Below are 17,321 nucleotides of genomic sequence, written 5' to 3' on the forward strand. Positions count from 1 at the left end.
GTTAGTGGTTAGTTGACTAGTTCGGGTAAGGTTAGCCCTTCCTTTAGTTTTTTGAGTCTCTCTTGTGCAAAATCCGTTTTGAGATAGCTGGGAGCAAGCGGTGAAGGTTTTATGATGTCCCGGATCCGGAGTTCCTGGATCAATGGAATGTGTTTGAAACCGATTTTGCCTACATACAGAGGCTCCAGTTCCCCGCCATTCTGCAAAAATTCGATCAATTTCATCAAGCCTCGCAAGTAGATGATATCCTTGGTGCAGCCACCCCCCTGATATGCTCGGGCAGTGATCTGAAAAGCCTGCTCAGGCAATGCGTCGTACTCTTCAGTAAGTACATGATAGGTTTCCTCGAAAGTCATTCCCTCGGTAACCGCCCTACCAGCTATTACCCGCGCCGCCAAAGTCCTAAGCCTGGTTCCTGTAAGTCCACCTACCAAATATTCCGCAAGGACAGCAAGTCCTTCCTGGAGCTCATCGTAGTCGGCAAACCCATTGCTCATTTGACCAAAGGGCTGCATTTTTCCATTGTAAAAAGTCAGTACATGTGTTCCCACTTCATGGTGGACCAGTGCTTTGATCCTTTGTTTTGGGACCTTAAAACTCGAACCTATATACAGCTGGCCTCTTGACACCAGCATTCCTACTATGTCATTTTTAACCTCAACTTTAGAGTCTAATTCAGGATATGTTTTTTTGTAACGCTCTATTTCTTCCCTACAGATTTTAGCCATATCATAGGCATCCACCCACTCTACTTCCTCCAAATGATCGGGAGAAAGTGTTTTGAGTAAATCCTTGGCTGTCTCATAGAGCTTCACTCCTGGGGAACTATAGAGTCGAATGCTGCTATACATAAAGTTTTTAGTACCTCGCTCCTTGAGCATGGTGATCTGCTTTTCAAGCTCCTCACGCTTTTCGGTGTAGAGAAATGAAAGGGTAGGATCTTCTATACTCCGTATATCTATGCCAAACAGTTCCTCCTTCAGTCGATCAGGGTCGATAGGAAGGTTGCGATACAGGAATTTTGGATTTTTTTGATGATTGTCGGCCACAAATTCCTCCTTTGCCTGCATGGTGTTAATCGGCGATATCAACAGCAAAAATTGATATTTAGCTTCAATTTCGGAAAGCTGTCTATCCACCTCCCACACTGTCTCATCTACCTCAGTGCTCCCCAGTCGCTGATAATTCTGTATATCAAAGGAAGTCTGGACTCTGATAAATTCATAAACAGCTTTACGCAAAATATTGGAAAAGCTAAGCCTGAACTCTTCGAACACTAGATAGAAAAACTCATTATTTTCATGATTTTGGAAGAATGGAGGTATCTCTAATCCCATCAGATAAATCCCCGCTTCCTGGCATTGCTTCAGCGTAAGAAAATCCTCCAGCTGTATGGGGTGCCTAATGGTGTCTTCAACTACCTCCACCATGAGATTAGCATAGGTACTGCTGAAATCCTCAAGCCCTTTTTGAAATGCCTTGACTGTGTTGGGAGCCTTCCCCTTTGCCGTTTTGAGGACAAAGGATCTACTGCCTGGTGAACCCACCCACACTTCCAGTACCATCACCGAACCGTACTCTTCCGCCAATTCCCTTGCCAGCTCCTTGACCATAAGGGCTATATCCGAATTGAAATCAACATTGGACTCTGTGATCAGGTAGGACGACTCTGTTTTTACCAGATCTGGAATCCGATAGTAATCATGAGGCTGCCTCCTATAGATCAATAGAAAAGGAAGTCTTCTTTCAATTCTTATCAGGCTTTTGTCGCCAAGCGAAAGTTGGAGGACATTTCCTGATTTAAGGGCCTCTGTAAATGCTTCCTTTGTCTTGGCGTCTATCATTGCTTATCCTCTTCGTCAGAATTACTGTAAAAATTATTCTCCTCATCCTCGGAGCCTATTTCCTCCTGATCATCATCCAGTTCACTTCCGGGGACATCCATATCTTCTCCCGTGAAATCCACTTCCCTCTCCCTTTCTATGAGCTGCTCATCATCTCCTCCATCATCACTGAGATTAGCATCTTTGGATCCCAAAGCCTGTAAATCCTCTTCTGTCACTCTGGCTTCCTTAACAAGTTTTTCAGTAGTTTTCTCTTGTGGATCTTTGTCGTTTTGTGGCTTATTCGTTTGCATGGCTTTTTCTTTTATTTAAGGCAACTTAGGTGCCTTTTTGATCCGAAAAGGCATGAAATAGATCAAAATGCTCAGTTGGTGGACTTGATCAACATTTACTGCGATCTAAAAAATGTTAACTGTTTTTGGATGTAGCTATATGGTAATTTGCTGTGTAGAAAAGTTCCCAATGCGGGTAGAATACTAATAGATCTTGGAGTTAATCGACATGGTAGTAAATGTTACCATCCTTATCCACGATTAACCCATATCCTTCAGCAGTAATACCGATCTGCCTAAACTCCTGCAGATTGACCAGCACACTATCCGTTGGTGAAGAGGCAGCCGTGATCGCATAGGTGAGATTTTCTCCTATCGCCGTGGAGTCCACTGGAGCTACAAGATTTTGGTACAAAAAACCAACTGTACCCTCTGCAGTGCGTACTTGATACCAATCTGAAGTAGCCGCCTTTACAAATACAGGAGTAGGAGACTTGAGACGGGCGATGACCAGTGATTTAGTGCTTGGTTGGCTTCTGAGGTTTGCTTGGGATGAACTTACTTTCATTAATTCCGGCAATTCCTTTTCTTCAAGCACCGGCGCTAATTCAAAGTGATCTCTTAAAGCTGGCAAAGGGTTGATAGCTCCACCGCTATATATACCAAAATGCAGATGTGGAGCCGTAGTGCGGGCATTGCCTGTATTCCCTACTAAACCTAACGTATCTCCAGCTTGTACCCGTTGCAGGTTATTTACCAGTTGGCTGTCCAGATGGGCAAAATACAGATTCCAGTTTCGTTTGCTATCCCTTACCCATACTTGCTTTCCACCTAATCCCCTATCCCGTACTGACGTTACCACTCCTTCCACAGGAGAAAGTACCGGAGTTCCTCGGGCTGCAAAAACATCTACCCCCTCATGAGATCTGCGTCCCCCGTCGCGGGGGTCCCCCCAAAAACTTTGGATTGCCCTACTGGTTTTGCCGTGTACAGGAAAAACTGCATAAGTAGCGGTTCCATTTACCCTAATCTGAAAATTCCCCTCTCCCATTAATTCAGGTTGGATCCTAAGTAAGTAATTCCCCGTTTTCTCCGCTTCAAATTTTAAAGAATCATTTTGAGTGGAAACTGATTGGAGTTCTTTCCATTCTGATCCCTCTAGAAGATCTACAATTAATCTGCTGCTATCACTGGCCTGCCAATGGATAAAAATTTTGACCGATGCCCCCTCTTCAAGTCGGATCTTCCATGCCTCTGCTGTTATGCTTTTAGCTTTAAAACTTCCTTGGATAGCTATTGGAACCTCCAACTCTACGGCATTGACCAGAGCTTCTTGGGCAGAAATTTGCCAGACTGCCCCGATTTTTGTTTTGCTTATACCTGAGCTTTCCAGTGTGTTCAAATATTGAGCACGGGCAGATTTTGATTTGAAAATCCGCAAGGATTGATTGTTACACGAGCAAATGAATAAGCATATACAAGCGATAAGAAGCAGATTGTTTTTTTCTCTTTTCATTATAGGCATTTAAAGCTTTACTGTGCACATATGTAAGTCAACTGATAGTCAAGCTCATTGATTTCAAACCTTCTAGTTTCAAATCCCTATCACTGGCATTGAAGAAAAAAATCTGCTCTGCCGACTTCTATCTTTGACTGATAATAGCAATGAGATGATTTTTAAAAAGAAGGATGTCAAAAAACAATTTTTTGGCAAATCTCAATCTTGTATTAAAATTTGCGGACAGTTTCTAGCTAGAAATTGTCCGCAAAAGTTCATTCAGGCTCTATACCGGAATTCTCTGGGCATCTTCCCTTTCCCATATCCTGTGCTTACCAATAGCTTCAATAAACGATGCCACATCTTGATCAAACAAAACTCCTTTAGGACTGTCGTTTCGCGACGCATAGGTCAAATCCCAAAGCTGCTTCCCTTCTCCAGTGATGGCGATAAACTTGTAATGTTTATAGGCCTCGTCCACAAAACTGATAGCGTCAGGATTTTTACGTAAAACCTCTATGCTTTTAGCTCCCCCCGGAACAAATAGTGCATCAAACAACACCGAAGACGTGGTCAACAAACTGTGATCTACTTTGATCGCAGAGCCATTGGAATCCGCAATTGATCCAGAATGCGCGCTGATAATTTTGGGTTGAGCCCCTTCTTTTGTCAAGGCGTTTTTGTAAGCTTCCAATGAAGCTGCATCTACTCCGTCATTAGCCAATAACGCTATCATCCTACCCTTGATTCCCTTACCTGGCCTTGCCATAAGACTTAGTGATGGAGATTTCTCTATCGAAGGTCGGGCTTCTGTAGGTTGATATTCCTGAGGATCAGCATCTGCAGGAAAACTGTGGTTTAAAGGTTCCTTTGGTTTTGTGATCGGATTGATTCCGAGACCTTCTGCCACCCCTTTAGCCAGCTCATCATTAACATAAGTCAGCATCCCTACCATCCGCTCCCTGATATCCTCACTTTCTACCTTCCCCAACTCAAACCGAAGTGCGGAGATGATGTGTTCCTGCTCTATGGCTGTCTGGCTTTCAAAGAAGAGTTTGGCTTGGCTAAAATGATCCATAAAACTTCTGCTTCTTTTGCGGATCTTATGTCCTTCTATTTTTTCCTGATGCGACACAAAGCCTCCTTCTGCCATTTTTGCCTGAAAAGGACATCCACCTCCTGTAGAATTAGGATTGTAGCTGGATCTTCCGGCGTTGATCGTCTGTCTCATGATACCGGCACGCTGATTATTGTGTACTGGCGCAATGGGGCGATTTATAGGGATTTCGTTGAAATTTGGCCCACCCAACCGGGAAAGCTGTGTATCTGTGTAGGAGAATAGCCTCCCCTGAAGAAGCGGATCATTTGTAAAATCTATACCCGGTACCAAATGACCTGGATGGAATGCTACCTGTTCTGTTTCGGCAAAGAAATTCGTAGGGTTCCTATCCAGAACCATCTTGCCGATCAGCTTTACAGGAACCAATTCTTCAGGAATGATTTTGGTCGCATCCAGAAGATCAAAATCAAATTTATGCTCATCTTCCTCTGGCACCAGTTGCACGCCCAACTCCCATTCAGGATAATTTCCACTCTCGATCAAATTCCACAGATCCCTTCTGTGGAAATCGGGATCCTGTCCGGATATTTTTTGAGCTTCATCCCATGTGACTGCATGGGTGCCTGCGACAGGTTTCCAGTGAAACTTCACGAAAAACGATTCATTCTTATCATTTATAAAGCGAAAGGTGTGTACGCCGAAACCTTCCATCATACTATAACTCCTAGGAATAGCCCGATCACTCATTGCCCACATGATCATGTGCATACTCTCGGGCATGAGGGAGATGAAGTCCCAAAATGTATCGTGAGCAGATGCCGCCTGCGGAATTTCATTGTTTTGCTCTGGTTTTACTGCATGAATAAGGTCTGGAAATTTCATCGCATCCTGAATGAAGAACACCGGAATGTTGTTTCCTACCAAGTCATAATTCCCTTCCTCTGTGTAGAATTTCACTGCAAAACCCCGTACATCCCTCGCCAAATCAGTAGATCCTTTAAACCCAGCTACAGTGCTAAATCGGGTAAAAACAGGTGTTTTCTTCCCCGCTTCACTTAAAAACCCTGCTTTAGTGTATTGGGAAAGATCTTCATACGCTTCAAAATATCCATGAGCACCTGCGCCCCGGGCATGTACTATCCTCTCGGGAATCCGCTCATGGTCAAAGTGAGTCATCTTCTCCCTAAAATGAAAATCTTCCATCAGAGTGGGGCCTCGCTCTCCTGCAAGAAGTGAATTTTGATCATCATTGATTTTCAGCCCAGTGTTGGTGGTCAGTGCCTCTCCACTTCCATCTTCCATATTCCGGTGCAAATCATCGATTTTTAGGTTGTCTGTTTTTTCAGTAATTCTTCCTTTCTTATTCATAGCAAGTAGCCTTTAGTGGTTTTTAGTCCAAAAACAACCAAAAACATTCCACAAGAGGGGATTTACCAAACATTATCAGAGGAATGAATCTTTGTATCTGGCCTCATAACTAATCTCTGTTACCCGCATACATCAAAAAACGGCCTGTATAATCCACAAACCTATAATATGGACGATTGTTGATTCGAAAAACCCTTCCCAGCAAAGTATAATATAAATTTCCTGAGCTTCTAAAACACAAAAAAACCTTGCAGAAAGAAGGTTTTTTCTTAAAAACTTGTCTTAATTATTCCTCATAATGAGGTGAAATATTCAAAGCCCAGAAGGCATAAAGCTGAAAAGCAAACTAGAAGGTTTTTGTATTTAATTTGAATTACTACCTCATGGATATTTCAGTCCATTGACTTCCGCTTACCTTCTGAATCATAGGTAAATATCTGATCTGGGCCTTCTTTCATTCTGAATTCAAGCTCATAATAGGTGATGTTGTTTTCTTCAAACTTCCTTTTGACTAAAATACTGTCAGGGTGAACATCTTTAGTGTTTTCTAAGACAGTGACCAACTCCTGAGGCAACTCTATAGAATCAGTAGGACTGATAATGACCGGAATTTTGGAACCATCTGTCAATCTCATACTGGAATCAGCTCCTGATTCTCCTTTCCCCTCCTCAGAGATAGCCTCTTCCACCTCCATTACTCCATCATCCGTGATATCCCCATATTCTTTTTTTTCATTGCAAGAGATGATCATAGAAAACATTCCGATCGCCAGTACTGTTAGGTGCTTTTTCATAGTCGTTGATTTTATTGAATGGGTTGATAATCGTAGAAGTATTCAAAATCCACCCCAAGAACAAGAAATCACTCTTTATGGGCCAATAGAGAATCTTTTATCTATTCTATTTAAAAAATCCCCTTTAAAATCCTGCTTATTTTTCCCCGACTTGTGGAAATTTCATCTCGGGGGGCGCAGATAGGAACCAGTCTATTTACTGATTTTCCTCCAAAGCTTTTCTCCCCATTTACTAAGGAAGTTTTGTTCATCTGCTCCTTTGATATCTTCTTCTCCTAGCGAATAACCCAAAGGCCGTAGTACGGGTGATGCGTCAAATGCTATTTTGGCAATGCCTGCAATAGGAATACTCAATATCATACCTGCCACACCCCAAATCGAACCTCCCAGCACAACTACCACTATAGTAACCAAGGGGTTTAGCTCTACTTTACTCCCTACTACATATGGCTCTAGAATATAACTTTCCACAAACTGGGCTACACTAAATGTCAAGGTAACTCCTATCAATCCCCAAATTTCCGCTCCTGCAAATATCGCCATTACCAATGCAAGTCCATAGCCTATTATGTTTCCAACATAAGGAAGCAGAGATAGCATTGCGGCTATCAAGCTAATCAGAATGGCATTTTCTATCCCGGACAGAGATAGACCGATACTGTAAATGATAGCTAAAAAAGCAATCAGTGTAAATCTACCCACTACAAAATTCAAGGCCATGTGAATGGAATGACCCATAACTCCCTCAGCTTCTCCCCTGTTTTCCGATTCAAAAAACTTTAAAATTGAGCGTTTGACCTTATTCCTATAGAGCAGCAAAAAGAAAAGGTAAATCAATGTAAGTGCGCTGCTGCCGAGAAAACCAAAGAAGTCCTTCAAGATGGATCCTATTTCCTGAGATGCATTACTCATTAGTTGATCAGTAGGAAGTTGGGATGAAGATTTTTCAGTTGTGCCCGTTTGATTTTCCACAGTTTCTGATATATCATCCTTTGCGCCAGTATCTGAACTGTTGCCCATGGCTGGATAAAACATCTCAAACTGCTGCTCTAGATTCAGCCCGGTTTTATCTTCAATAAGTTGTTGCGCAGCTTCCAACTTGGGTTGGATTTTTCCTTTTATCTCAGGCCATCGCTCCGATATGTTTGATATTTGGGCAGATAGGATCACAAAAAAAGAAACAAACACTAAAAAACTCAATATCACGCATAAAAAGGCAGAAAGCCCCCTAGATAGCTTCCATCTTTCCAATTTTCTGCTTATTGGGATACAGATTAAGGTCAATAGAACCGCTATAGCTAGTGGCTTCAGGAAACCCGCCGCTTCTATTACGCCTAAGATAAAGTAGTATATCCCTAATACTAATAGGCTAACAGTTATTAGAATATTCCTCGATTTCATTTTTTAATTATCAATTCCAGATCAGGTTTATTTACTTGTAGATCTGGAATACAGGTTTTCCTAATTACCCGTAAATGCTACTTTCCATAGTGTGTTGCCGCTATCGTCATTTACCAAAAGAGATCCGTCAGGTAACACCGAAACATCCACGGGTCTCCCAAAAACTTCAGATTTATCAGAATCAGAAACAAATCCTGTAAGGAAGTCCTGAGGCTCCCCTGAAGGTTTACCATTTTCAAACGGCACAAATACCACTTTATATCCGGCCAGATTTTCACGGTTCCACGAACCATGCTGCCCCACAAATGCCCCATTTCTATAATCTTCAGGAAATGATTCCCCTTCATAAAAGGTCAATCCCAGTGATGCGGTATGACTTCCTACGGGAACGTCAGGAACTATGGCCCTTTCCACCAAATCAGGAGCTTCCCCTTGCATTCTTGGATCCTCGATTGAACCGAAGTAGGAATAAGGCCATCCATAAAAACCTCCCTTTTCAACACTGGTAATGTAATCAGGCACCAAATCATCCCCAAGTTCATCCCGTTCATTTACTGCTGTCCAAAGTTCCTTGGTAGTCGGATTCCATGCCATGCCTACGGGATTTCTCAAACCACTGGCATACACTATCTCTCCAGACCCATCAGCATTGACTTCCAGAATAGCTGCCCTCCTTTTCTCTTCTTCCATGCCATATTCACCGTTATTACTGGCCGAACCCACTGAGATATAGATCTTGCTTCCGTCTTCATTGGCGATCAGGTTTCTGGTCCAGTGGTTATTGTAGCCCCCTGCCGGCAGTTCCACTAATTTCTCTCCTTCTCCTTCGAGTCGTAGCTGCCCCGATTGATATGGGAACCTGAACAACCCATCTGTATTAGCTATGTAAAAGAAATCATTCAAAATCAGCATCCCATAAGGCTGGTCCAATCCTTCCTTAAAAATCTCCCGGGTTTCATACTCACCGTTTTTATCCTTGTCCCTGAAGACAGTGATACGGTCAGCGCTGCTTTTTGTATTGCTTTCTACTACAAAAATATCCCCCGTGGGAGCCACATAGGTATTCCGTGGATTATCCAGGTCCTCTGCAAATCGGGAGACTGTAAATCCCTCAGGAGCTGTAGGGCTCTTGCCTTCCTTCCAGCCTATCACTTCACTGTGGTTTTCTACAGATTCTGAAGAGTACGGTGGTGGTAGTATAAGTTCTCCAATGGCTGTACTTACAGTGTCAGGGCTAGACTTAGCGATTTTCTCTTTCTTTTCCTCTGAAACTTTCTGCCCACAAGAGACCAGCGAGACTGCAGCCATTACCAATAAGGTGAGTGTATTTCTGAACTTCATAATTGATCCGGTTTTAACTTTACGTAGGAAAGATCAATCTTGTGGCCAAAACATCAAAAGACCATTTTTGGTCTTAAAGTGAAAAAAAGTGCATTTTTAGATTATTAATGAGGACTTATGTGAATTTATATACCCAAAACGGGTCACGAATAGGTCTGTAGCCCTTACAGGTTTCCAGTCTTTTCAAGACCCTTTCAATCTCCACGCCATGCCTCAAGTCCCCCTTGCAAATAAGTCTGGATGGTTATCAATTCGGGCTTTCCTTTGTGAGGTAGATCGTGAACTCAATTTTTCAGGTGACGCGATTATACCTTATCCTAGAATGACCCTCCGAATCGAGCATATCCAAGTCGATTCTTTTATCTATGAGGCAGAATACATTTTGATCGGAATATTGACCAATCCGAAACTGAAAGAGCCGTCCACAGTGATTTCATAATTGATGTAGTTTGGAATTAATCATTGTTCAAAATCTTCAGCTTATGCTTTGCCAATGACACCTCCACGGTGGGGATTTCCTCATAGAGTGTCTGATGTTCAAACAACTCATCGTCCACATGAAAAGGTAAATAGGTGGAAATCTTGATTTGCCTTGCTTTGATAGTCTTAAAAGGGCTAGGCTGAGCTCCTTTCTTCTGAGCTTTTAAGAATTCGCTCAGTTCCGTCCGTTGCTCCTCTTTAATTAGCATCACATCCAGATAGTCATCATTATGATCTGCAGTGGGTGCCAGTTCAAGCTGGGGGCCTAGACGCTTCGTGTTCATTATCTCTATCCATATATATTCCCCGGAGTAATCTCCCTTATCCAGTTGGATCTTATAGAACTGTGGATGAAGCTCCCCTTCTATTTTGATGAGATTTTTAATCCCAAAATCCACCTTTTTTTCCCCATTGCCTTTCATATTTTTATTCCTCTCCATTTGAAGTAGCAAGGCTGTAAACATTCCCCAACCGATCCCTTCTAAAAACCAACCCTTTACTTCTTTAGTTTTATACTCTCCTACACTGAGATGTCTAAAATCCTTTTTTTCATATTGCACTACGAGTTTTTTATAATAATCTGTCAGATCCAAGCTTCCTGCGATATTATTGGCATTACCACATGGAAGTATCGCAATTGGACATTTTGTATTTCTCAATTCCAGCAGCGTCTTTTCCACCGTACCGTCACCACCCGCAACCAGAATCAAGTCATAATTAAGCTCCAGCACTTGTTTATAGTTATCCTCCTTGCAATTTTGGGCCAATACTGATGCACCTTGCCTCTCTAATGAACTGGTGACTTTAGATAAGGGGAATTTTTCATTTCCAGCGTTGGGATTATAAAGTAAGATGATTTTCATGTGTTTATATTTGATTTTTAACGGTCACATGGAATCTCTCACAAATTATAATCATCCCAGTGTTTGACTTTTGAGTGATGCTCGATTTCATAAGATGAAGTGGAATCTAAGTCCTGCTTACTATTTGCATGCTAAAAGGAAACCAAACGGATGAACCATGAATATTTTAATCACAAATGATGATGGGGTTTATAGCCCTGGAATTTTAGAACTGGCTGAAGTTGCAGCGGAATTTGGAGATGTGCGTATCGTAGCACCAGATGTGGAACAGTCCTCTACGGGGCATGCAGTGACGGCAACCAGACCATTGTCTTATCGGAAAACCAAAATAGGGGATTTCGATGCATACCGCGTAAACGGCACGCCTGCGGACTGTGTCTCTCTTGGCTGCTTCCATTGGGATAAAGTGGACGCGGTCCTTTCTGGTATCAATCTCGGGCCAAATTTAGGAAATTCAATGTGGCATTCTGGGACGTTGGCCGGAGCTAAACAAGCTGCTCTGCTAGGCATAAAGGGGATAGCGCTGAGCACACCCACTCAAAAACAGGAATATGACTTCTCGCATATCAAACCTTACGCAAGTAGAGTAATCCAATATCTTCTAAGTCAGGAAGACCCAAAACTAGTGAATGTCAACTTTCCATATAGACCTAAAGGAATCTCTTGGACCCGCCAGTCTGTGCGCCAATATGACGGGCTTGTGAAACCTTCTGAAGACCCAATGGGCAGAAAGCATTTTTGGTTTACTGTGGTTCCATTGGAGCCTGCGGAGGAAGGCACAGACCGCTACGCCGTAGAAAACAATCTGGTATCACTTACTCCACTGAGACTCGATTTGACAGATGAGGCGCAGCTGGTAAAGCTAGCAGGAATGCACATATTTAAGCATTATAAATAACTATCTCTCTGGGGCGAATTTTACCTAGATGATGTACAGAATTCTACAATTAATCTAATGACAGAATCTGCCCTTACCTGATTTAGAAACTTTGAGTCATGAATTCTCACAACTTAAATAAAAGCTTTCTGATGCTTTAAAAGCAACCGAAAAGTAATGCAATTATACTGCAGAGACGCAGATGCCCAAAGCAATTGCTTCCAAAGAGAAACTAAATCCATCTGGTTAGGATTTAATTTAGAAACTCAGTCTATAGAACTTAAGGAAGAAGTAGGTGCGGTTTTAGCAAATACCTGCAGGGAAATCTAACCGACCACATTATGACCAACCTATTCCATCCCTATTATTCCAGGATTTTGGACACCATCGGGCATACTCCGCTTGTGAAGTTATCAAAATTATACCCGGATCTTCAGCTCAGGATTTTTGCAAAACTAGAAGCTTTTAACCCTGGGGGAAGCATCAAGGATCGAACTGCCCTGCAATTGATCACCCATGCTATGGAGAACGGAAAACTGAAAAAAGGGGATACAGTGGTGGAATCAAGCTCCGGAAATATGGCTATTGGTTTGGCCCAGGCATGCAAATATTTTGAGCTCAAACTGGAGGTAGTAGTGGATCCTATGGTCAACTTACAAAATGTGAAAATTATAAAAGCATACGGGGGCAAAATCCATTGCGTGAGCAAGCCCGCTCCAGAAGGTGGATATTTGAAAGCCAGATTAGACAGAGTCCAAGAAATCCTGGACGCCAACCCGCGAAGCTTTTGGACAAACCAATATGGTAATCCCCAAAATCCTGTGGCTCACAAGCAAACTATGCATGAAATAGTAAAAGAATTAGACTTTGCCCCTGATTATTTATTGGCTGCCACGAGCACATGCGGAACTCTGATGGGATGCGCTGATTATATCGAAAAGAACCACTTGGAAACGAAAGTGATCGCTGTGGATGCCGTGGGAAGTGTGATTTTCGATACCCCTGCAGGAAAACGGAATATCCCCGGACATGGTGCGGGCAGAAAATCCCAATTTCTGGACAGAAGATCCATCCATGGAGTAATCCATATCAATGAGGGGGAATGTGTGGATGGCTGTCACCGCCTGCTCCATAGAGAAGCCATTCTCAGCGGGGGGTCATCCGGTGCAGTGACTTCCGCACTACAAAAGATTGCTCCGTCCTTGCCCGTTGGAGCTTCTATCGCAATGATTTTGTGTGATAGTGGCGAACGTTACTTAGATACGATATATAATGAAGAGTGGGTAAAGGAAAATATTTCCCAACTTGAAAACGTACTCATCTGATCCCCCAAAGCATAACTCTGAATCACCTTTTATGCCAGAAGAAAATCCAGCAAAAATTGCATTTATAGGATTTGGCCCCAAGGGGCTTTACGGACTGGAGCGATTACTCGCAAATCTGGCTTTAAAGAAAAATGCATTTCCAATAGAGCTACATCTATTCAACAAGTCAGATTCCTTTGGCGCTGGAGATATCTACAATCCAAAACAGCCACTTTATTTACTGATGAACTACTCAAATGGACACATCAATATGTGGGCTGAAAAACTTCCTGCCCCAGTGGTTCCATATCCCAGATCCTTTATGGAATGGCTTAGTGGCCATAAAGATGAATTTCCTGACCCAATTGCCGATGGTTTTTCACCCAGAGCAACTGTGGGCAGGTATCTCTCCGAAGGCTTTGAACAGCTGATAAACTCATGCCCGGATCACATTAAAATCATCCGACACGTGGGGGAAGTGAAGAATATTGAGAAAACGGGAGAATCCTACCGTCTCATATACCACCATAGAAACTCTGGTTACCTCAGGTCAGAAAGCAATATCCAAAACATTCTTATCAGCACCGGCCACCCCTCTGTGAATGATTCCGAATACCTTTCAGAGCCCAACTACATTGACTTTATTTACCCCGTTACGCATCGTTTATCTCAAATTCCCATAGGCAGCAAGGTAGCGATCAAAGGAATGGGCCTAACATTTATAGATGCAGTCTTGGGATTGACAGAAGGTAGAAATGGCAAGTTCATGACGAAAGCAAATAAAGTCACTTATGTCAGATCTGGTTTAGAGCCAGAAAAAATATATCCTTTCTCTAAATCCGGACTCCTAATGATGCCAAGAGGGAGTACGTTCGGGAAGCCATCTTACTCACCGAGTTTCTTCAACGAAGATTTGCTGAAATACCTGGATACTTTGGATGGAAAACATGATTTTGAGAGACAGCTTTTACCCTTAATCGAACAAGAATTCATTTCAGTTTACTACTCCAAAGTGTTCCAGGAGCATGGTATGAACCTACACCTTACACAGGACTTTAGCGAAGTGAAATTTCAAATCGATGCGTTCCTGGATAAACATCCTGACATCCCTCGGTTTGATTTTCATGATTTCTTAACAGCCCCATTACCGAAGGACAACCTACATGGAAACACACAGGACTATATACGATTCTGCATTGAACAGGCGGAAATCGGGGTGGAGAAAAGCCCCTTTGCAGCTACTGCGGATCTTTGGCGTCGCCTCAGTGATTCATTCAATGGACTGTATAAATTCGGTGGGCTATTACCTCAATCCCAAAAATTATTTCTTGAAAAATATGCAGGGCAACTAAATAGGCTATCTTATGGACCTCCAATCGAGAATATGAAAAAAATCGAAGCCTTAGCTGATGCCGGCCTTATTGATTTTTCTTTTTCCCAAGATCCTATGTTATTAAGAAATGATGTATATACTCTAGCAACAGACAAAGGGAAAAGCATCCACGCTGATATACTTATTGATGCCAGGATACCTAAAGTCCATCTCCATCAATGTGCAGGAGAATTATTTGATAATATGGTAGCGCAGGGGCTGATCAGTCCCTATGTTAACCGACAGGAAGGAAGGCTTGATTATAGACCTGGCTGTCTCGCTATTAATGAAAAAGGCCAACCAATAGATGAATCAGGTCTAGCGAATACTTCCCTTACTTTCTACGGCACTCCTACCGAAGGGCTTACTTATGACAATGACACCCTGTCTCGAGAAAAAAATGATTTCGTTTCCGAATGGGCAAAAGACCTAACGGAAAACTTATACAAAAAAGAAGAAGTCACTTAACCTAACTAATTTAATTGCTAATGGCAAATTCCCCTACTTTAACGCCCGTTACTTCACCCTGGATGCATGATCTGATGAGAGAAAACCACCTACTCTATGAGCTATTGGAAAAACATGGTTCTCCCATAAATATCCATTATATGGACGCTATGGATCAAAATTTCCTTTCATTTCAACAAGTCTTTGAAGAAGTAGGTATAAAATATAAAATGTTTTTTGCCCGAAAAGCAAATAAAACCAAGGCAGCAGTCTCTAAAGCCAGTGAATTGGGAATGGGCATAGATACTGCCAGCTATCAGGAATACATCCAATGCATAGAAATGGGGATAAATCCCTCGGATCTAATCATAACTGCGGCTGTGAAAACAAGGGAACTAGTCGAAAAAGCGGTTCTAAACGGCAGCGTTCTTTTAATTGATAATGAGGATGAATGTGATTTAGTCCAGGAAATGGCAGTCAAAGTGAATAGAGAAGCCAAAATAGGATTTCGGTTAAGCGGGTTTTTCTTTAAAGAAAGAAAACTAAACAGTAGATTCGGATTCGACTTATTAGAAATTGACAGGTTTGTTACCAAAAATTTCCTCCAATCAAAAAAATACAGCCAGTTACTATATAAGGGATTACATTTTCATCTCAATGGCTACTCTACAGAAGAACGGGCATATGCACTGGCCCAAACCCTCGCTTTTGCTCAATTACTGGCGAAGAAAGGGCTAAGGACTGAGTTCATTGATATAGGAGGGGGATTTCTCGTGAATTATCTACAGGATAAAATAGAATGGGACTATTTCAACCTGAGCCTACGCAAAGCAATCAGTGGCATTATTCCTCCTATCACCTATAATAACGATGGATTGGGCCTGGAGCTCTACGGAGGTATTTTGCATGGGGAACTAAAAACTTATCCTTTCTGGAATACGCAACCAAAGGAAAGTTTTCTCAGACAAATCCTTTCCCATAAGAATCAAAAACAACAGACTCTAGCTGAAGTGGCCGCTCAGGAGGAGATAGAAATCAGGATGGAACCAGGAAGATCGATGCTGGATCAAACGGGACTGACTTTAGCAAGAGTCGCCTTCAGAAAAAGGGACTCCATCGGAGATTGGCTGGTAGGTCTGGAGATGAACATGACACAAATGCTGAGTGGAAGTGCCGATTTTTTACTAGATCCCTACGTCCTGTATCAAAGGAAAGAGGAAGGAGAGCCTGTAGAGGTTTTTTTCACAGGGGCTTATTGCCTGGAACGGGATATTTTATTAAAGCGAAAAATAAGGCTTCCAAAACTCCCACATATAGGGGATATGGTAGTTTTTGTGAATACAGCGGGATATATGATGCATTTCTTCGAATCAAGTGCCCATCTGTTTCCTTTGGCGACCAACCTAATATGGAACAGGGAAACTAAAAACAACGGAATAGAAATAGCTCATTTTCAAAATGATGAAGATCTTTAAAAATCTTGTAAAATGATAGTTACTCCAATAGATAAGGGTTGGGAAATATATTTTCATAAGGCACATGCACTTCTGGCAATGGATATCGGGTTAAACCTACGTCGAGATCACTGGGCTATACCCAAATATTATGCAGCAGGAATAGAAAGTATAGGTGAGCATGATAATAACCAGCCGAAATGGAATAAAATGGATAACCTCACTGGAACTGGCGCCCCACTGGATTACAGACAACGTAAGGAGGTGGATTTAGACCAAGCCAAATCTGTTATTAGAAGCGTAAAATATAAATCGAGTTTCATGGTTTTAATGGTCTTAGCACATTTTCATAAGCTGTATGCTGAATCGAAGGATTTTGACGTACGGAAGTTTCTGGAGCATCTAGGCCGCAGCAAAGACGAAATAATAACTCATCTAGGATTACAGCCTAGGTCGGTTGCCAAGTGCTATGAATTTCTCAGATTCTGCGATGATCTATCACTTGCCTTGTGTCAAAATGATTTTGAAAACCAAAAAGACCCTCTAGAAATTGATCCAATCTATGGCGAGGAAAAAGTCCTACTTTCTCAACTTCCGGATGGTACTTTTCATTTGGATCCTTGGCTATTTGATAATAAGGAAAAAGTGTTTTTCACTGAATATTACACAACTGCCAAAGACTTTTATAAGGAAGATGAAGAGCTTGGAAATGATATAGATTTACTCCATCCAAAGGAAAAGAAGTTTGTTTTCAAAGCAGGCACAGATCAGGATTATAATCTTCTGGATTAAGCAGTACAGCACCCCCACTTGATATCTTCGTCTTTCTGCCAGAAAAGCGATACAAACTTTTATGAGTTTTAGGAGAACTGGCTTCAAATGAGTGGTACTATACTCTACAGCACGGAATACAGAGAAATCTTAGCCACCCGAATCATTGGGGCCA

At 42.1% G+C, this 17,321-nt stretch carries 14 protein-coding genes; 6 read left to right on the top strand and 8 right to left on the bottom strand.

The window, feature by feature from the left end; translation table 11 throughout:
• Window positions 1–8 precede the first annotated feature (8 nt).
• From LZF95_RS02790 to LZF95_RS02820, 7 genes are all read right to left on the bottom strand, one after another.
• Window positions 9–1,844, bottom strand: a complete 1,836-nt coding sequence (locus LZF95_RS02790) for a flavohemoglobin expression-modulating QEGLA motif protein (protein WP_233753473.1) — start codon at window positions 1,842–1,844, stop codon at window positions 9–11.
• Window positions 1,841–2,137 (bottom strand): hypothetical protein, encoded by a 297-nt coding sequence (locus tag LZF95_RS02795; RefSeq protein ID WP_233753474.1) that lies wholly within the window; start codon window positions 2,135–2,137, stop codon window positions 1,841–1,843. Before LZF95_RS02795 ends, LZF95_RS02790 begins: the two co-directional genes overlap by 4 nt.
• A 199-nt stretch (window positions 2,138–2,336) precedes the next feature.
• Window positions 2,337–3,518, bottom strand: a complete 1,182-nt coding sequence (locus LZF95_RS02800; RefSeq protein ID WP_233753475.1) for a peptidoglycan DD-metalloendopeptidase family protein — start codon at window positions 3,516–3,518, stop codon at window positions 2,337–2,339.
• Window positions 3,519–3,900: 382 nt separating this feature from the next.
• A complete protein-coding gene (locus tag LZF95_RS02805) occupies window positions 3,901–6,042 on the bottom strand; it encodes a catalase (protein WP_233753476.1) in 2,142 nt (713 codons plus the stop codon).
• Between the two features lie 392 nt (window positions 6,043–6,434).
• Window positions 6,435–6,836, bottom strand: coding sequence for a hypothetical protein (locus LZF95_RS02810; RefSeq protein ID WP_233753477.1), 402 nt, complete (start codon window positions 6,834–6,836; stop codon window positions 6,435–6,437).
• Between the two features lie 192 nt (window positions 6,837–7,028).
• Window positions 7,029–8,237 carry an AI-2E family transporter gene (locus LZF95_RS02815; protein WP_233753478.1) on the bottom strand — a complete coding sequence of 403 codons (1,209 nt, stop codon included), beginning with the start codon at window positions 8,235–8,237 and terminating at the stop codon, window positions 7,029–7,031.
• 60 nt (window positions 8,238–8,297) lie between these two features.
• Window positions 8,298–9,578, bottom strand: a complete 1,281-nt coding sequence (locus LZF95_RS02820) for a sorbosone dehydrogenase family protein (RefSeq protein ID WP_233753479.1) — start codon at window positions 9,576–9,578, stop codon at window positions 8,298–8,300.
• Window positions 9,579–9,786: 208 nt separating this feature from the next.
• Here LZF95_RS02820 and LZF95_RS02825 point away from each other — a divergent pair, with 208 nt between their 5' ends.
• Window positions 9,787–10,017 (top strand): hypothetical protein, encoded by a 231-nt coding sequence (locus tag LZF95_RS02825; RefSeq protein ID WP_233753480.1) that lies wholly within the window; start codon window positions 9,787–9,789, stop codon window positions 10,015–10,017.
• Window positions 10,018–10,033: 16 nt separating this feature from the next.
• Here the strand turns inward: LZF95_RS02825 and LZF95_RS02830 are convergent, their stop codons facing one another.
• On the bottom strand, window positions 10,034–10,921 hold the full coding sequence (locus tag LZF95_RS02830) for a diacylglycerol kinase family protein (RefSeq protein WP_233753481.1): 888 nt from the start codon (window positions 10,919–10,921) through the stop codon (window positions 10,034–10,036).
• Window positions 10,922–11,078: 157 nt separating this feature from the next.
• On the opposite strand from LZF95_RS02830, the gene surE reads away from it, so the two are divergent.
• The 5 genes from surE (at window position 11,079) to LZF95_RS02855 (ending at window position 17,167) form a co-directional block, all read left to right on the top strand.
• Window positions 11,079–11,819, top strand: a complete 741-nt coding sequence (gene surE / locus LZF95_RS02835) for a 5'/3'-nucleotidase SurE (RefSeq protein ID WP_233753482.1) — start codon at window positions 11,079–11,081, stop codon at window positions 11,817–11,819.
• A 320-nt stretch (window positions 11,820–12,139) separates the two neighbouring features.
• Window positions 12,140–13,123 (top strand): 2,3-diaminopropionate biosynthesis protein SbnA, encoded by a 984-nt coding sequence (gene sbnA / locus LZF95_RS02840; protein ID WP_233753483.1) that lies wholly within the window; start codon window positions 12,140–12,142, stop codon window positions 13,121–13,123.
• A 31-nt stretch (window positions 13,124–13,154) separates the two neighbouring features.
• Window positions 13,155–14,942, top strand: coding sequence for an FAD/NAD(P)-binding protein (locus LZF95_RS02845; RefSeq protein ID WP_233753484.1), 1,788 nt, complete (start codon window positions 13,155–13,157; stop codon window positions 14,940–14,942).
• A gap of 20 nt (window positions 14,943–14,962) precedes the next feature.
• Window positions 14,963–16,396, top strand: coding sequence for a Y4yA family PLP-dependent enzyme (locus LZF95_RS02850; RefSeq protein WP_233753485.1), 1,434 nt, complete (start codon window positions 14,963–14,965; stop codon window positions 16,394–16,396).
• A gap of 12 nt (window positions 16,397–16,408) precedes the next feature.
• Window positions 16,409–17,167, top strand: coding sequence for a DUF3891 family protein (locus tag LZF95_RS02855; RefSeq protein ID WP_233753486.1), 759 nt, complete (start codon window positions 16,409–16,411; stop codon window positions 17,165–17,167).
• Window positions 17,168–17,321 lie beyond the last annotated feature (154 nt).

This window comes from Algoriphagus sp. AGSA1 (assembly GCF_021390545.1).
GTDB lineage: Bacteria > Bacteroidota > Bacteroidia > Cytophagales > Cyclobacteriaceae > Algoriphagus.

Coding starts and splice junctions, on each gene's coding strand:
- LZF95_RS02820 (WP_233753479.1), bottom strand. CDS start 9,578: ATGAAGTTCAGAAATACACTCACCTTATTGGTAATGGCTGCAGTCTCG.
- LZF95_RS02850 (WP_233753485.1), top strand. CDS start 14,963: ATGGCAAATTCCCCTACTTTAACGCCCGTTACTTCACCCTGGATGCAT.
- LZF95_RS02825 (WP_233753480.1), top strand. CDS start 9,787: ATGCCTCAAGTCCCCCTTGCAAATAAGTCTGGATGGTTATCAATTCGG.
- sbnA (WP_233753483.1), top strand. CDS start 12,140: ATGACCAACCTATTCCATCCCTATTATTCCAGGATTTTGGACACCATC.
- LZF95_RS02855 (WP_233753486.1), top strand. CDS start 16,409: ATGATAGTTACTCCAATAGATAAGGGTTGGGAAATATATTTTCATAAG.
- LZF95_RS02795 (WP_233753474.1), bottom strand. CDS start 2,137: ATGCAAACGAATAAGCCACAAAACGACAAAGATCCACAAGAGAAAACT.
- LZF95_RS02805 (WP_233753476.1), bottom strand. CDS start 6,042: ATGAATAAGAAAGGAAGAATTACTGAAAAAACAGACAACCTAAAAATC.
- LZF95_RS02810 (WP_233753477.1), bottom strand. CDS start 6,836: ATGAAAAAGCACCTAACAGTACTGGCGATCGGAATGTTTTCTATGATC.
- LZF95_RS02830 (WP_233753481.1), bottom strand. CDS start 10,921: ATGAAAATCATCTTACTTTATAATCCCAACGCTGGAAATGAAAAATTC.
- LZF95_RS02815 (WP_233753478.1), bottom strand. CDS start 8,237: ATGAAATCGAGGAATATTCTAATAACTGTTAGCCTATTAGTATTAGGG.
- surE (WP_233753482.1), top strand. CDS start 11,079: ATGAATATTTTAATCACAAATGATGATGGGGTTTATAGCCCTGGAATT.
- LZF95_RS02845 (WP_233753484.1), top strand. CDS start 13,155: ATGCCAGAAGAAAATCCAGCAAAAATTGCATTTATAGGATTTGGCCCC.
- LZF95_RS02790 (WP_233753473.1), bottom strand. CDS start 1,844: ATGATAGACGCCAAGACAAAGGAAGCATTTACAGAGGCCCTTAAATCA.